Raw genomic sequence first — 16,263 nt, 5'->3', positions numbered from 1 at the left:
TCACGCAATTTTTTCGGCCACACGCATCACTGCACTGCGCGACCGTATGTTTTTCTCGAGCTCGTCGGAACCAGCCTTAACCGCCTTGGAGCGACTTTTTAAACGTCGATTTAACTGACTGTCCATCAGCGGTATATCGCGCGGTACAGGGTCACCTTTTTCTTGGCGACGAATAAATCGCTTAACCAACCGATCTTCCAGCGAGTGAAAACTAATCACCACCAAATGACCGCCAACGGCCAAAACTTCGAGCGCCTGATCCAAGGTGGACTCAAGATCTGACAGCTCACTGTTAATGTGAATTCGTATTCCCTGAAATGCCCGGGTGGCAGGGTGTTTCCCCTTCTCCCAGGCAGGGTTTGCTTCTTTTAATATGTGCGCCAAGCGGCCAGTTCGCTCAATGGGTGACTTTTCGCGCTCCGCCACCAAAGCTCGCGCCATTCGTTTGGAGAAACGCTCTTCGCCATACTCTTTCATAACGCGAGCCAATTCGGCTTCGCTAGCGGTGTTCACCCACTCGGCAGCACTCTGGCCTCGGGTTTGATCCATCCGCATGTCGAGAGGGCCGTCATGTAAAAAACTAAAACCGCGCTCCGGCTCATCCAATTGCGGCGACGACACCCCCAAATCGAGTAAAACGCCCGACACCTTGCCCATCAAGCCGCGCTCTTCAACCAAAGAACGCATCTGTGCAAAGCTGCAGTGGGCGATTTCAAAACGCGGCTCATCGGCAAAGCGCTCGCTCGCCACCGCAATGGCGTCAACATCTTTATCAATAGCCAGCAACTGCCCCTCAGGCGCTAGGTTTTGCAGAATCTGCGCCGAATGACCGCCGCGCCCAAAAGTCCCGTCAATATAAAAACCCGCCGGATCGATCACCAGCGACTCAACCGCCTCTTGCTCAAGTACGGTTATATGGGGCTGTAGCTTCATAGGGCCTCCTACAGCACCAGCGTTTGTAATTCTGCAGGCATGTCGTCGTCGCCCGGCTCTTCCATCTGAGCGGTCCACGTCGCCTCATCCCACAGTTCTAATTTGTCTCCCAGACCCGCCAACATTAGCTTTTTATCCAAATTCGCATAAGCGCGTAGGGTCGGCGGCACCAACACCCGACCATTGCCGTCCATTTCCAGCGAACAGGCATGACCTATCAGCAAACGCTGAACTCGTCGCACTTGGCGGTTCATGGCCGGCAGCGCCTGAATAGCGGGCAGTATTTCTTTCCAGCGTGGTTCGGGGTACACCAACAAGCACTTGTCTTCGGTGTGGGCAGTAACCACCAAACGACCGGCACACAGATCCACCAACCCTTCTCTTACCTTGGTCGGTATCGCCATGCGCCCTTTGGCGTCCATATTGATGGAATAGTTACCTGTAAACACAATTCACCACTTATTAGGTCCTGCAGCCCACTAAAAACCACTATTACCCACTTTTCTCCACATTGGCACACTATAAATCGGGTGGAAACAAAGTCAAGCAACAGGTCGGGAAATTGCGGCTAAAATTCACAAAAACAGGGGGAAGTTGCGGCCAACATCGGCCAACCGGCCGATAAAGCAGCAGGAAAGACAAGTGGAAATCTTGCATTTTCAGGTGGTTACAAGCAACTCTTAAGAAACTACTTTAAGTTTGGTATTATTTTGAATTAAAAATAGGGGGGTATCAGACAATAAAAGTATAAGAAAGGTAATACGGAGTCGGCCTGTAAGCCGGGTTCTGTCGTGGACAGTCATTCATCTGGGATGCCCGTCACCGGACACCTCATGCAACCTACCCGAATCCAGTGCGGGCCACACCAATGGATTCCTATTTGGTCTTGCTCCGAGCGGGGTTTACCATGCCACGAACTGTTACCAGTCGCGCGGTGCGCTCTTACCGCACCCTTTCAGCCTTACCGGCGCTTGCGCGCTTAGGCGGTCTACTCTCTGCTGCACTTTCCGTAAGCTCACACTTCCCAGGCGTTACCTGGCGCTCTGCCCTATGGAGCCCGGACTTTCCTCCACCTGTAAACAGGCAGCGACTGCCGAGCCGACTCCGTGGCAACACAATAACCGCAGCGGTATAAAAGTCAAGCTTTTGCGTTGTCCAGCGCCCATTGATAAAGCTCATTTTTACGCAGACCAGTGAGTTTTGCGGCCAAAGCGGCGGCTTTCTTAACCGGCAACTCTTCCAGCAAAACCCTCATGGTGTGCGCTGCTCTCTCATCGATAGCCTGAGGGCGCTCGGCGGCGCCGTGCACCAGCAACACAATCTCCCCACGCTGCTGATTTTTATCGCTCTCCACCCAATCAACCATCATGTGCAAAGGGTGCCCCACAATCGTCTCGAAGGTTTTGCTGATCTCCCGGGCAATCACTACTTCCCGCTCGTCGCCAAATAGCTCCTGCATCGCCCGTAAGCTCTCCAGTACCCGGTGGGGGGCCTCGTAAAAAATAAGTGTGCGAGGCTCCGCCGCCAAAGCCTCCAGTCGCTGGCGTCTGGCCACCGCCTTGGCGGGCAAAAAACCTTCAAAGATAAAGCGGTCAGAAGGCAGGCCAGCGGCACTGAGTGCTGCAATTAAAGCGCAAGCACCCGGTACCGGCTCCACTCGATAACCCTGTTGGCGCGCACGGCGAATTAAGCGGTAGCCGGGGTCAGACACCAGGGGAGTCCCCGCATCGCTAATCAGCGCCAGGTCTTCGCCTTTATCCAGCAGCGCCAACAACTGGTCGGTTTTTTTATCATCGGAGTGGTCGTGATAGGCCGTAGTACGCGTCGGGATGTTAAAATGTTCCAGCAATCTGGCACTGTGTCGGGTATCCTCACAGGCTATCAGGCTGACCGCCCGGAGCACTTGTTCGGCGCGCGGCACCATATCGGACAGATTGCCGATAGGCGTCGCCACTACATATAAGGTTCCCACGGAGTTGGTCATAACAGTTTCCGCCCAAAACGAGCAGTCTAACATTAAGACGAGTTACTCTATGCAAAGAAAGCTATCACTGATACTCGCGGCCCTCGCCTTTCCTCTACTACTGGCAAGCTGCTCAAATCAAGTAGACAAACCCGAAACAGACTCAGGCACCCAGACACTGAGCGAAAGTGCTCTGGAGGAAAAAGTTAACAACTTGGTTCGCCAGGCGCGCCAAGCTAGCGCCACCGAACGCCCCAAAATACTACTCGACGCCGCCCAATTGCTACTCGAACAAGATCAGGATGACTGGGCTTTCAATCTTATTCAGTCTATCGACCCCGACCTCATCGGTGACTTCACCTTCCTTCAGTACACCGACACACTCAGTGCCGCCGCGATTCAATCGGGCCATTTTCTTCGCGCCCGACAACTATTATCCGCTCCTCGCCTAGACGCCATTTGGACCCTACAGCCCCCCGCCCAACAGCAGCGTCTTTTGCAAAGGCGCGCCGAAATCGAGTGCCTACTGGGGGATTACCGTCAAAGTTTATCGGCTCGGCTTGAGCTGGGACACTTTTTAGCCGATGCCAACAGCCAGCAGTACAACAATGAAGCCATCTGGCAGGATTTAATGAGCCTGGCGCTATCAGAGTTGGAAAACCTACGCAGTGCCGAGCAACACGAATTGCGTGGCTGGGCCGAGCTCGCTTACATTAGCCGCAACAATGCTGCCAATCTCACCGAACAATTGCGCAGCGTAAAACAATGGCAGGATCAATGGCCACAGCATCCAGCAAGCTTGAATACCCCTAGTGACTTACGGCTACTCAACGCGCTTATCGCCCAACAGCCGCAAAAAATCGCCTTATTATTACCACGTCAGGGGCGTCTAGCGAGTGCGGCCACAGCTGTGCGCGATGGGTTTTTAGCGGCCTACTACAACCTTGGCCAAGACGAACCCAAGCCCAGTGTGCGCCAATATGACACCAGCGGTGTAGACATCAATCTTTTAGTTGACCAAGCAGCAAGAGAGGGGGCTGAACTGATTATTGGCCCCCTGGCCAAGGAGAATGTCGAGCAGCTAGCCGCTCGCGTCCAGCTGCCCGTACCGGTACTAGCGCTGAACCAGCAAGATATAAATACCAGTGAACCCCCCCGACTAAATTTACCGACACTGGTCCTGCCCACTCGCCACAACCCACAGCTGTTCACTCCTGAACTCTACCAATTTGGCCTGGCGCCAGAGGATGAGGCTGAACAAATTGCCCAGCTGGCCCATCTATCGGGGCACAAGCGCGCAATGATTATTGCCCCAGATATTGACTGGGCTGAACGCAGCGTGCAGACCTTTATTGAACACTGGGAAGGTAACGGCGGCGAGGTCATTCTCGACAGCCGCTATATTGGAGTCGGTGATTTTTCTGGCGTGATCAAATCAGCGTTACGCATTGATGATAGCGAGGAGCGTCATCAACAATTGCGCAGTGCCATTTACACCAATATGGAGTTTGAGCCCCGGCGACGTAAAGATATTGACGTTATCTTCTTAATTGCCACCCCCAAAGAAGCGCGACAAATAAAACCCACGCTGGCCTTCCACTACGCCGGCGACATTCCCGTGATTGCCACCAGCCAAATTTACACCGGTGAGCCCAACCCCAAAAGCGATCGCGATCTAAACGGTATACGCTTCAGCACCCTGCCCTGGCTTTTCGACGACGGCACCGAAACCCAAAACATTAACTCTTACACTGATGCGCCCGATGCCTATAATAGGCTCCATGCGCTCGGGATAGACGCATTTCACCTTTACCCTCGCCTACCGCAACTAAAGCGACTACCACAAACTCGCCTCGAGGGTGCCACAGGGATCCTCAGCATGAGCCCAGACCGGCAGATCAATCGACAATCTGTGTGGGCTGAATTTCGCGATGGCACGGCACAGCGCTTGAACACACAACCACTGGCCACAACAGCCGACGAGTCATAACCGCTGTGAGTTGGCTCAAGAGAAATAATAAATCCTCAGGGGCCTGTGCGGAAGATTTAGCCCTCAAGCATTTAAAGCAACAGGGACTGCAATTGCTGGCGCGTAATTACGCAGGCCCCCGAGGTGAAATTGACCTCATTATGAGCGATGGCGACGCCTTGGTTTTTATCGAAGTACGCCTGAGGCGCAACCGGCAATTTACCAGTGCCGCTGAGAGCGTCAATAGCGCCAAACAAGCAAGACTGTGGGCCACCGCCCAGCACTACCTCCAGCAGGAAAACCTAGTGGATAAGGTACCTTGTCGCTTTGATGTGGTAGCATTGAACTCATTGGAAGCAAACACCTCTATAGAATGGATAAGTAACGCTTTCCACTTTTAAAGCAAGGCCATCACAGCGAGCGCTGCCCCTTCATACCAGCGGCGCACGCAACGTAGCAAAAGCGAAATAAGGTCAGATATGGAACAAAGGGTCATTACCCTCTTTCACGAAAGTATTGAAGCCAAGATGCAGGCCGGCGAACAACTGGCTCCGCTGATTGCTCACAGCTCAGAGTTAATCGTTGAAAGTTTATTGCAAGATGGCAAAATCCTAACCTGCGGCAATGGCGCCAGTGCGGCCCTAGCCCAGACGTTCTCCTCCACGCTGATCAACCGATTTGAGCAAGAAAGGCCCAGCCTTCCCGCTCTAAACATCGGCGCCGATCACATTACTCAGTCCGCCATCGCGCACGATTATACCTTTAATGAAATCTACGCAAAGCAAATCCGCGCGCTAGGCAACCCGGGCGATGTTCTAGTAGTCTTGAGTGCGGCCGGTAACGCCAGTAATCTACTGCAAGCGATCAGCGCCGCCCACGACCGCGACATGCCAGTTATTGCGTTAACGGGACGGAACAGTGACGATATTGTGGCCTTGCTGGACAACCGCGATGTTGAATTAAGGGCCCCCGAAATGTCCTACGCCAGAACTCATGAGGTGCACCTACTCACGCTTTTTTGTTTGTGCGACCTTATCGAACAACAATTATTTGGAGGCCATGAGTAATGCCATTGAAATTTCTATTTCCGCTATGGCTTTTAATGACCATCCTGATTAGCTCAGGCTGTACGAGCATTATCGGCGCCACAACAAACGAGCCTATTACCATTGACCCAGGTAAGCGCTCGCTCGGCGTTAAGATTGATGATCAACAAATTGAAACTATAGCCTCTGTCAATATCGATAAGGCGCACGCTCTGCTCGACCAAGCGCCGGTCAGCGCACACAGTTTTAATGCGGTTGTCTTGCTGGTAGGACAAGTCCCCACCAGTGATATGCGTGAACTGGCAGGGGCTACGGTTAAAAAGTTGCCCAATGTTCGCCAAGTGCACAACGAGCTGCAAGTTCAAGCCCCTATCTCTCTGTTGGACGGCGCTAACGACAGTTGGCTAACCACAAAAATCAAATCCAAGCTTCTCACCAACCGTGACATTGACGGCGGGCGCCTGAATATCATCACAGAAAACAATACTGTTTTTTTAATGGGATTGGTGACTCACGCTGAAGCAAAAGTGATCACCGACATTGCCCGCCACACCGGCGGAGTCCAAAAAGTTGTTAGAGTTTTTGAATACATCGATTAACTGACAGGAACTATCATTATGGATATCTCAACGATTGTATTTTTAGTCGTCGTGGCTGTTATTGTTTTTTACGCCATTGGCATTTACAACAAGCTCGTCAGCTTAAAGAACCGGTTTGAAAATGCCTTCGCTCAAATTGAGGTGCAATTAAAACGCCGCTACGATTTAATCCCTAACCTCGTGGAAACCGCGAAAGCATATCTCGCCCATGAAAACGAAACCCTGACCGCTGTCACAGAGGCGCGCAATCAGGCAATGGCAGGCTTAAGTGCCGCATCAGCGTCCCCTGGTGATGCCGGCGCCATGGCGCAATTAGCTGGGACAGAGGGGGTTCTCTCCAACGCACTGGGCCGGTTGAACATGGTAATGGAAGCCTATCCCGACCTAAAAGCCTCAGCCAATATGCAACAGGTATCGGAAGAATTAACCAGCACCGAAAATCGCATTGCGTTTGCACGCCAAGCGTTTAACGATTCGGTTATGAACTACAACACCTATAAGCAAAGCTTCCCACCGGTTGCCCTGGCCGGCGTATTGGGTCACAGTGAAGACGCCAGCCTACTCGAATTTGAAGACAGCGAGCAAATCCAACAAGCTCCTAAAGTTCAATTTTAAAGGTTCTATGTAACCACCTCAGTGCCTACTGATGATTAATGAGAGCCGCCATGAACTTTTTTGAGCAGCAAGACATTGCCAAGAAAAATACACGCAACCTGGTTTTTCTGCTTGGGCTGGCCGTCCTCTCATTAATAGCCGTCACCACAGTGCTTTTTATTGGCATCACTTATTATTTGCAAACCGGTAATAGCTTATTTGTGATGGAAACGGCCGGCATGACATTTTTGCAAAAACTGGACACATTGATAAGCTGGCAGACCGCTACAGGGATCGCCCTGATGGTCATAACCGTTGTGGTGCTCGGAGGCATTTATAAGTACCTCCAGCTAAACGGTGGTGGCAGCACAGTGGCCGAGGCTTTAGGCGGTCGACAGATCAATCACGACACAAACGACTACGCGGAAAAACAACTACTGAATGTGGTCGAAGAGATGGCTATCGCCTCGGGCACACCCGTGCCACCAGTATTCGTGCTGGAAGAGGCCTCCATTAACGCTTTCGCCGCGGGGCACACGCCTCAGGATGCGGTGATTGGAGTCACGCGAGGCTGCATTGAACAGCTCAACCGCAATGAGCTACAAGGTGTTGTCGCCCACGAGTTCAGCCACATTTTCCATGGCGATATGCGCTTAAATATGCGCTTGGTCGCTTTACTAAACGGCATTTTATTACTCGGTCTTATCGGTCAATATATACTGCGCGGCTCTTTGTATCGCCGCTCTGGCCGCTCCAGCAAAAACAACTCTCAGGGAGCTGTTATAGGCGCAGGCTTAGCGCTAATGGTAATTGGTTATGCCGGTACGTTTTTCGGCAGTTTGATCAAAGCCGCCGTCAGCCGTCAACGGGAATTTTTGGCCGATGCCTCCGCAGTTCAATTTACTCGCGACAACAGTGGCATTGCTGGCGCGCTAAAAAAAATCGGCGGCCTACCCGCTGGCAGTCGAATGGAAGCCAAGCACTGCGCCGAGTTTAGCCATATGTATTTTGGCCAGGGGGTTTCCACCGCTTTCAATAGCCTGATGGCCACTCACCCACCACTTCCCGAGCGTATTAAGCGCGTGCAACCAGAATGGAACGGTGATTACCCCAGTGCGGGCAAGGCTAGCACTACTACGGCGACGCCTGAACAAGGCGAACCATCAAATGCCAGCGCACAAGTCAGTGGCTTCAGCGCTGCAAGTGCCGCCAGTTTTCACAGCGAACATATGACAGCCGCGGTCGACAATATCGGCCAACCCAGCACGGAAGACTTGGCTCAGGCCCAGTCAACCATGGCAAGCATTAGCGATGTATTGCACGCTGCAGCTCACGATCCATTTTCTGCGCGTGCGGTGGTCTTTGGCCTGCTACTGGATAACGATCAACAACTGCGCGGGCAACAGTGGCGCGCCCTAACCGAACTCTACCCTACAACAGAGCTTAACCAATTAGCGTCCACAGCCCAGCGCGCGCAAAAAATTGAAATCCATTTGCGCCTGCCGCTAATTGAGCTGGCACTGCCGGCATTAAAAAACCTAAGCCACACACAGCACCGGAACTTCTTGACCGCCATCGACACATTAATTGAAGCCGACCAAGAAACTAATGTCATGGAGTGGTCGGTCAGACGTATTATCCAACATCACCTAGGGGCAATTCAGCACCGCAGTGGTTCACTCAGTATTCGTCAGTTGCGCGGCGAGTGCGCCACATTGCTATCGTTTATGAGTCATGCCAGCAGCGACAATTTACAACACTGCCAAAAAGCCTTTACCGCCGCCTGCCAAGAGCTGCGTTTAAGTGAGCTGTCCTTGATCGATTTATTCCAGCTGGATACTCACACACTGGATCGCGCACTCGACAAGCTCAATCAAATTAAGCCTTTGCAAAAGCCGCAATTACTTAAAGCTATGATGCGCGCCATCGAATCTGACGGTGTTATCACCATCGCTGAGGCAGAGCTCTTTCGCGCTGTTGCCGATAGCTTAAACTGCCCAGTGCCACCATTAAGAGCCGACCTCGCCCGCAATCACTAATCAATCCCGCCGCTGTTAAAACTGTATTTGCTTCGGCACCTTAAATCTTGGCTCCAGTGCCGCTATAATAGCGACACCTGCGCCCCGCGCGCTTTGCAACCAATATTGAGGTGACCCCATTGTTACTGGATCAAGCTACCGCTGAGCAACTCAAAGCCTGGGAATCAGAACTGGCTGAGCAATACAACGCTATTCTCGGCAAAAACCTCTCACTCGACGTCACTCGTGGCAAGCCTTCTGCAGATCAACTGTCCCTGTCGGACGGCATGGACGGTATTTTAAAGGGCAACTATAAGGCCAGCGACGGCACTGATACCCGTAACTACGGCGGCCTGGACGGCATTGCGGAAGCCAAACGCCTCGGCTCTGACCTCATGGGCGTGCCCAGCAGCAATATTGTCGTGGGAGGCAACTCCAGCCTTACTTTGATGCATCAAACCATGATGACAGCCTACCACTTCGGGCTTACCGGTCCCGATAGCGCCTGGAAAAATGCCGAGCAGCCGAAAGTCATCTGCCCGGTACCCGGCTATGACCGTCACTACACCGTGTGTGAGCAACTGGGTATCGATATGGTCACCGTGCCCATGACCGCAAATGGTCCGGACATGCAGGCGGTTGAAGAGCTGATTAAAAATGATTCCAGTATCCGCGGCATGTGGTGCGTTCCCAAGTACTCCAACCCAACCGGGGTGGTTTACTCCGACGAAACTGTCGAGCGAATTGCCAAACTGGGCCAGATAGCTCACGCCGATTTCCGTGTTTTTTGGGACAACGCTTACGCGGTGCACGATTTGGTGGAGAACCCACCACAGCTGGCCAGCGTTTTCGAACTGACCGCCAAGCACGGCACTGAACATAGCGTTATTCAGTTTGCCTCCACCTCTAAAATCACCTTCGCCGGCGCCGGCGTTGCGTTTACTGCCGCCAGCACCGAAAATTTAGCCGGTCTGAAGAAATTCTTAGGGGCCAGTACGATTGGGCCAGACAAGGTCAACCAATTACGTCACGCGCAATTTTTACCCAATCGCGACGCACTGATCAAGCATATGAAAAAGCATGCTGCACTGCTGCAACCGCGCTTTGATGCCGTACTGTCAGCACTGGGCACCGCCTTTGATGGCACTGACCTCGGCAATTGGGAAGCGCCTGTTGGCGGTTATTTCGTCTCCTTTGATACCCGCCCTGGATGTGCCAAAGCCACCGTTAAGCTCGCCGCTGAAGCAGGCGTCAAATTGACCCCAGCAGGAGCGACTTTCCCCTACGGTGATGACCCAGAAAATCGCAATATACGCATTGCACCTTCCGTACCCTCCATTGAAGAGGTTGTCGGTGCCATGGAGGTCTTTGTGGTGTGCGTTAAGCTGGCTTCTGTTCGCCAAGCACTGGCAGGCTAATACATCCACTGGGCCCGGGCTGCGTTCAGCGCTCGGGCCATCCCCCCGACCACTCACACCGACTTCAGAGCAATGCCAACACCTTTGCACTCTAAACGCTTTTTACAGGCATAAAAAAACCACCCGTAGGTGGTTTTTTAACTCACACTCTTGAACGAGTATCAGTTGTGTTCCACTGGCACCAGTACGACGGCAGGAGCCTTGGCTGCACGAGCGGCATCAGCCACAGCAACATAAACACCTGAGTCAGCTTCGTGGTTAGCCTGAATGATCACCGCAGCCTTGGGCAGCTCGGCACGCATCTGGGCGATATTAGAACGCACGGCAGCCTCATCTATCCGACGCAAACCATTATCACCAAACATCCAAATTTGGTTGTCAGCGGTAATCTGAACCAGGATATTAGGATCCGCATTCTCTGGTGGTGGCTCGTCATTTTCTTCTGGCACATTGACGTCGAGGCCAATTTCCTTAACAAAAGACGCTGTTACGATGAAGAAAATTAGCATGATAAAGACGACGTCCAGCATTGGCGTCAGATCGATATCATTACTTTCTTCAGAGCTACGGTTTTTCTTTCTACGACTCACCGCGCACACTCCCGTTATTATTACTGGTGGTTGGTATTAATTTTCGAGGAGCAATACTACCAGCTTGTGGTGGCCATGACTAACCATTTGAAGACCTTTTTCATGCAAATATGCGTAAAAATTTTTATCGGGTCACTTTAAAACCAACGGATACTAAGAAGGCAGCCCGCACCGGCGCACCACCTTGGTGCAGGCCACCGCTGTGTTGCGCAAGCCAATCGCCCCCGGGTAACCGCTTTTTATAATAAGTTTATTTGCTCCACAGCAGCGGACTGAGGGCCTGATCCCGCCAATCTAACCCCCAACCCCAATAGACGTACCCGGCCATTACCCCGCGAGTAAGCCTGTGCAAGTAAGGGTAAAAATGCATCCGCCGCCCAATCCCCACCTAATCGCTCCAGCGTGGTTTGACGGAAATCTGAAAATTTTATTTTGACAAACCCTTTAGCGATTACCGTATCCGCCGGCAGCTTTTCTAGCCGTAGCATTAATCGCTGATACAGCTCGGGCAATAAAGCCTCACAAGCGTTCAGTGATTCGATATCTTGAGCGTAGGTTTGCTCCACACTAACGGACTTTCGTTCCCGTGTCGGCTTGACCGGCCGCTCATCCACACCTCGACTTAAATGATAAAGTCGAGCACCAAAACGACCGAAACGCTTAACTAAATCGTTTTCACTGTGACAATAAAGATCCTGGCACAAACTCACGCCCATAAACTGTAACTGATCAGAGGTGACCTTCCCTACGCCGGGTATACACCGTATAGGCAATTGCGCCACAAATGAATTCTGCCGATCACTATCAATGACAAACATTCCATCGGGTTTGCGCCAATCACTGGCCACCTTGGCCAGAAACTTATTACCGGCAACACCCGCGGAGACCGTAATCCCCAATGTTTGCCAAACTTTTTGCCTGATCTCTTGCGCTAGGCTTCCCGCCTCCTGCAGCGATTCACAATTCGATGAGACATCGAGAAACGCTTCATCCAGTGACAACGGCTCAACAATATCGGAATATTTGTGAAATATTGCCATCATCTCTTGCGAGACTTCTCGGTACAGTGCCATACGATGCTCCAGCAATGTTAAGCCCGGGCACAATCTTAATGCGTATGCCGTTGCCATAGCCGAGCGCACACCAAACTGTCGCGCCGAATAATTACACGTTGAAATTACACCACGTCGGTTTGCACTGCCGCCAATTGCCATTGGACGATCGAATAATTCGGGCCGATCGCGCATTTCAATCGCAGCAAAAAAACAATCCGCATCAATATGAATTATAAATCGATTCAAAAAAACCCCCATGAACTGTACATGCATTCAGTATATATCCTGCAACACTTCGGTACTGCGTCTAAAAAAATAATTGTATTTCATCCTTTGCACGCTCTATAAATGCGTTTTTTCTTAGCAAGTGGCAAAAAAATCATCGAAATCGGCATTAATTTTCCATTTTCTGCGTTTTTTTCAATAAAAATGCTTTAAAATGGTTGAAATTCCTCTGCAAAGTTTTAACGTATTGGCAGCGGAAAGATTCCGTTCACTTTTTTGTTCATAACAATTGTTCACAACAATAAAGGAAGCTCACCATGGCTGCTCGTAAAACCCAAACTGTAAATACAGTTGCACAGTTGGAAAAACAGCTTGATCAGCTGCAAACCCAACTGAACAAGGCCCGCAGTGCTGAAGAAAAGGCGGCGGCTAAAACCGTTGATTCTCAGCAAAAAGCGGTAACCAAAGCAAAGAACGCATTGAAAGCAGCCAGAACAAAACTGGCCGCTGCGAAAAAGAAAAAGAAAACCCCGGCTTCGGCCAAACAAGTGACTGCTGCTAACGCCGCCGTTAAGAAAGCTCAAACTGCCGCTAACAGCGCCAGCGCAGCTCTGGCTGAAGCCAAAGCGACTCTGGCCTCAATCAAGTCAGGCAACAAGGTAGCAGCTCAGTTCTCTGCCGCCATGAGCAAAGCTCAGCGTGAAATGGCCAAAAAGCAAAAGGCTGCTGACAAAAAAGCTGCTGCTAAAGCTAAGGTTGCTGCCAAGAAAGCCGCTGCCAAGCAAAAGGCTGCCGAGCGCAAAGCTGCCGCCAAAGCCAAACTAGCCGCTCGTAAAGCCGCTGCCAAAGCTAAAGCTGCTGCTAAGAAAGCCGCCGCCAAGCAAAAAGCTGCCGAGCGTAAAGCCGCTGCCAAAGCTAAAGTCGCCGCCAAAAAAGCTGCTGCCAAGCAAAAAGCCACAGCTAAGAAAGCAGCCACTAAAGCCAAGGCAAAAAAGGCCCCAGCTAAGCGCAAAACAACCGCTAAAAAAGCTCCGGCCAAAAAGAAAACCACTGCGAAAAAAGCACCGGCCAAGAAAGCCGCTGCTAAACGCGGTCGCAAGCCAAAGGCTAAGTAATTAGTCGTATAAGCTTGGAAAAACAAAAAACCGCCCATTAGGGCGGTTTTTTTATGCCGGAACGCTTACGACCCGGTTAACCATGCAAGCATGGATTTGCACTTTTGACTGCCCCCTCATTTAAATAACCTATACGGAAGCAGTCGGCGTCTTATGAGCACCCGGAGTGCAACCGGCACCACAAGTGTAGAGTCTAAGGAAAAAGCCGCGGCGGCGCGGTAACAAGTGACAGTCCCAGCTGCCGCACTCAACTCATAACCTTAAAACCCTTGCAGGATTAAAACACCACAAAATTGATAATCAGCGTTAACAGGCCAGGTGTGCACCCGGAAACTCCCCAATAAACTAGCGAGCGACTGACTCTGAACTTTGGGCCGACTCTAGCTCCAGGGCGCGCGGATGGATATTTAAATCGATTTCCTCTTGAGCAGACACATCACAGTACCCTCGGTAATTGAGCGCCTGATCGTAAATATCACGTGCATCAAAGTCTATTATAAAACGGATGGCAAGATTAGACGCAGCGGCGGCAGGAGAGCCATCACTCAGGCTTGATTGAGACTGAGCCTGCTTATCCTCTTGCGTTAATTCTATGGCCTGTGGTTGTGCTAGGGTTTTAAGCTCTACGGCCTGCATATTCTGAGTTTGGAATTTAAACTTCTGCATACATACCTGCCACAGCTTTTTACGGCGAAGCAGCTCTTGACGTCTCTTCTGCTCCTGCTGACGCATACTTTCTAATTTCACGCGCTCCGCTTTTAGGGCTGCCATTTGTTCCTGTCGCACCGCTTCCAATGCGCGCATTCGCTCTCGCTCCGCATCGATCTCAGCTTGTAGGTCAGTAAAACTGATGCGTCCGGTGGGGCGCGTGGAATCGAGGATCGTTAAATCTATTCCGTCGACCAGCCAGCGATAGGTTAATAAGCTTTCATCTCGGCAAGCATACACAAAAACTGGTCGCTCTAAGCGACTGGCATCCGTTTTTAGAGTGCCGGAAAGAAACTTGTGGCACTGCTCGCTAGACTCCATTAAACGTGCACCATCGAGCAATTGAGGCAGGTACCGCAAATAACTTTTAGGCAGGTGTAACTGATCGAGCTCTACCGCATTGGCTGAACCTGTTGTCAGAGCCAGCGCCAATATCAATAGCGCTTGCTTATTCACTGTCTTGCGGCGTTTGATCGGCAACAATTTGAGCATACACATAGGCATATAGTGTTAATAGTGATTCCTGCTCGCTTTCGATAAACTCAATACCATAAACCGCAGATAATTCTTGGACTTGCTCCTGGGTGCTGCGCTCCACGCGAGAGCGAATAACCGCCTTAATCGACCATTGTAAAGCGAGCCTCTCAACAGGCACTTGGGCCCGGATAATGACCTCATCTCCAATGCTCGCCAATGCCTCTGTTAATTCTAAGCGGGCACCGGTAACGCTAATGTCAGCTATGTAGCCCGCACCATTAACACTAGTCAGGCTACTGATATTTTCGACTTTTATGGGTAAATCAACCACCACACGCGTGGCGTTGCGAATACCTTTGAATTTAACCGATTCAGGATAACTTACAAACAGTAAAGGGAATGGCTCATTACTTTGCGCTTCAACTGCCACGGCGAATACACCAACCCCATTGGCCACCATCATACGCACCGCCAATCGCTGACCAGGCCGAAAACGCACAAGCTTGCCAGCGGCTTTGGGGACGGAAAACATTAAATTGCGTCCAGGCACGGCCCCAATAAAGCGACAAGCATACCGCTCTGGCTGCCCCTGCCCATTGGTCACCTGTAACTGAAGGGAGGTGCCATGGGGAAGTTTTAAGGCCTCAAAGTCCATCGTTAACAAGTCTCATTAATATTCAATTTTCAGGCGAGCAGCCAACGCATCGCGATAAGGTGCGCTATTCGCTTTTTTACATGGAGCAAAGTGGGGCTAAGCCTATCAATGATGACCCGTGTCATGTCAAAACTGTTAATGGTCAACTGCGCTGATCAGCTGAGTTGCCCCTGAGGCCTCTTGCGCACCGCTCAAACCACCAAACTGATCGTTCCAAGCCACCAACAAATTCGCTAACTCACACGCTTGCTGGTAGAGCGATTGCAGTTCTTCGGGCGTATCTTTAGGCCCCATATATAATCTGATGGCTCGGTGCTGATTGGCCAGATCATCTTTAGGATGCTGCGAGCGATAGACCTCAAGCTTCCAGCGTAAATTATGTACCGTGTTTCGATAATAGAGTAATTTAGTTTGCAGGCTGATCGGATACGTTGAACGCAGATTGTCTAACTCGCTGAAATCCGACGAAAACACCATGCTTTCCCGGCCTGGGCTATCGGCGACAATGGTTGCCGAACGAGGCCTGTGGGTAAGCCTGGCTAGGTCACCGAACACCTCTCCTGGGGTAATAAAGTTGACTGGATCAGCAGTGAGACTCTCGCCAGGGTAGACCGCCAAACGGCCCTTAAGCAAAAAGTACAAACACTGATCGCCATCGCCTCGCTGCAAGACAACTTCACCAGGGGCGTAGGTAATAATACGGGAAAACTGTAACAACACCTCAAACTGGCTCAAATCAGCCTGCTTGACCGCTTTGAAAAACGGAATGGCCGATAATAACTGCTCTATCGTTTGCCGTCCCATTGTTTCAATGCGCTTAATTTCCATAAATACGTGCCCATACAGCTCAATTAACAGGTTTTAGGTACCACCGAGCGGGTACTTTTCAATGTAATGC

Annotated in this window: 16 protein-coding genes and 1 other RNA gene; 8 read left to right on the top strand and 9 right to left on the bottom strand. The window is 51.2% G+C overall.

The genetic code is table 11. The annotated features are described in order from the left end of the window. The 4 genes from rsmH to rsmI form a co-directional block, all read right to left on the bottom strand. Positions 1-933, bottom strand: coding sequence for a 16S rRNA (cytosine(1402)-N(4))-methyltransferase RsmH (gene rsmH, locus Q4526_RS05050; protein ID WP_215975804.1), 933 nt, complete (start codon positions 931-933; stop codon positions 1-3). A gap of 8 nt (positions 934-941) precedes the next feature. Then, on the bottom strand, positions 942-1,382 hold the full coding sequence (gene mraZ / locus Q4526_RS05045) for a division/cell wall cluster transcriptional repressor MraZ (RefSeq protein WP_215975803.1): 441 nt from the start codon (positions 1,380-1,382) through the stop codon (positions 942-944). A gap of 310 nt (positions 1,383-1,692) precedes the next feature. Then, positions 1,693-2,039, bottom strand: an RNA gene (gene rnpB / locus Q4526_RS05040) — RNase P RNA component class A. 32 nt (positions 2,040-2,071) lie between these two features. Further along, the gene (gene rsmI / locus Q4526_RS05035; RefSeq protein ID WP_215975802.1) at positions 2,072-2,917 is read right to left on the bottom strand and encodes a 16S rRNA (cytidine(1402)-2'-O)-methyltransferase; all 846 of its coding nucleotides are present in this window, start codon (positions 2,915-2,917) and stop codon (positions 2,072-2,074) included. A gap of 49 nt (positions 2,918-2,966) precedes the next feature. Here rsmI and Q4526_RS05030 point away from each other — a divergent pair, with 49 nt between their 5' ends. The 7 genes from Q4526_RS05030 to Q4526_RS05000 all read left to right on the top strand — a co-directional run bounded on the left by Q4526_RS05030 (position 2,967) and on the right by Q4526_RS05000 (position 10,540). Beyond that, entirely contained in the window at positions 2,967-4,886 is a 1,920-nt protein-coding gene (locus Q4526_RS05030) for a penicillin-binding protein activator (protein WP_215975801.1), read from the top strand. Positions 4,887-4,891: 5 nt separating this feature from the next. Next, positions 4,892-5,266 carry a YraN family protein gene (locus Q4526_RS05025; RefSeq protein WP_215975800.1) on the top strand — a complete coding sequence of 125 codons (375 nt, stop codon included), beginning with the start codon at positions 4,892-4,894 and terminating at the stop codon, positions 5,264-5,266. Positions 5,267-5,344: 78 nt separating this feature from the next. Next, positions 5,345-5,932: an SIS domain-containing protein gene (locus Q4526_RS05020; protein ID WP_215975799.1), complete on the top strand. Its 588-nt coding sequence runs from the start codon at positions 5,345-5,347 to the stop codon at positions 5,930-5,932. Then, entirely contained in the window at positions 5,932-6,510 is a 579-nt protein-coding gene (locus Q4526_RS05015; RefSeq protein WP_215975798.1) for a BON domain-containing protein, read from the top strand. The genes Q4526_RS05020 and Q4526_RS05015 overlap by 1 nt, the downstream gene beginning before the upstream one ends. Positions 6,511-6,528: 18 nt before the next feature. After that, a complete protein-coding gene (locus Q4526_RS05010) occupies positions 6,529-7,125 on the top strand; it encodes a LemA family protein (protein ID WP_215975797.1) in 597 nt (198 codons plus the stop codon). Positions 7,126-7,175: 50 nt separating this feature from the next. Beyond that, positions 7,176-9,143, top strand: a complete 1,968-nt coding sequence (locus Q4526_RS05005; RefSeq protein ID WP_215975796.1) for a M48 family metallopeptidase — start codon at positions 7,176-7,178, stop codon at positions 9,141-9,143. Between the two features lie 119 nt (positions 9,144-9,262). After that, positions 9,263-10,540: an aminotransferase class I/II-fold pyridoxal phosphate-dependent enzyme gene (locus tag Q4526_RS05000; RefSeq protein WP_215975795.1), complete on the top strand. Its 1,278-nt coding sequence runs from the start codon at positions 9,263-9,265 to the stop codon at positions 10,538-10,540. Between the two features lie 161 nt (positions 10,541-10,701). On the opposite strand, the gene Q4526_RS04995 is transcribed toward Q4526_RS05000, so the two are convergent. Together Q4526_RS04995 and dinB are read right to left on the bottom strand one after the other, a co-directional pair. Next, positions 10,702-11,130, bottom strand: a complete 429-nt coding sequence (locus Q4526_RS04995; protein WP_215975794.1) for a biopolymer transporter ExbD — start codon at positions 11,128-11,130, stop codon at positions 10,702-10,704. A 239-nt stretch (positions 11,131-11,369) separates the two neighbouring features. Then, positions 11,370-12,431, bottom strand: a complete 1,062-nt coding sequence (gene dinB / locus Q4526_RS04990; protein WP_303609541.1) for a DNA polymerase IV — start codon at positions 12,429-12,431, stop codon at positions 11,370-11,372. 296 nt (positions 12,432-12,727) lie between these two features. Between dinB and Q4526_RS04985 the strand changes: the two genes are divergently transcribed. Further along, the gene (locus tag Q4526_RS04985) at positions 12,728-13,525 is read left to right on the top strand and encodes a hypothetical protein (RefSeq protein WP_215975793.1); all 798 of its coding nucleotides are present in this window, start codon (positions 12,728-12,730) and stop codon (positions 13,523-13,525) included. Positions 13,526-13,870: 345 nt separating this feature from the next. Here the strand turns inward: Q4526_RS04985 and Q4526_RS04980 are convergent, their stop codons facing one another. The 3 genes from Q4526_RS04980 to Q4526_RS04970 form a co-directional block, all read right to left on the bottom strand. Continuing rightward, positions 13,871-14,725: a hypothetical protein gene (locus Q4526_RS04980; protein ID WP_215975792.1), complete on the bottom strand. Its 855-nt coding sequence runs from the start codon at positions 14,723-14,725 to the stop codon at positions 13,871-13,873. After that, positions 14,682-15,365: a flagellar brake protein gene (locus Q4526_RS04975; RefSeq protein WP_215975791.1), complete on the bottom strand. Its 684-nt coding sequence runs from the start codon at positions 15,363-15,365 to the stop codon at positions 14,682-14,684. The genes Q4526_RS04980 and Q4526_RS04975 overlap by 44 nt, the downstream gene beginning before the upstream one ends. A 135-nt stretch (positions 15,366-15,500) precedes the next feature. Continuing rightward, entirely contained in the window at positions 15,501-16,193 is a 693-nt protein-coding gene (locus tag Q4526_RS04970; protein WP_215975790.1) for a cyclic nucleotide-binding domain-containing protein, read from the bottom strand. Positions 16,194-16,263: the final 70 nt, after the last annotated feature.

This window comes from Gilvimarinus sp. 2_MG-2023 (assembly GCF_030547685.1).
Lineage (GTDB): Bacteria > Pseudomonadota > Gammaproteobacteria > Pseudomonadales > Cellvibrionaceae > Gilvimarinus.
Note: the sequence above shows the minus strand (reverse complement) of the source record. Positions and strands in the feature narration are given on the sequence as shown.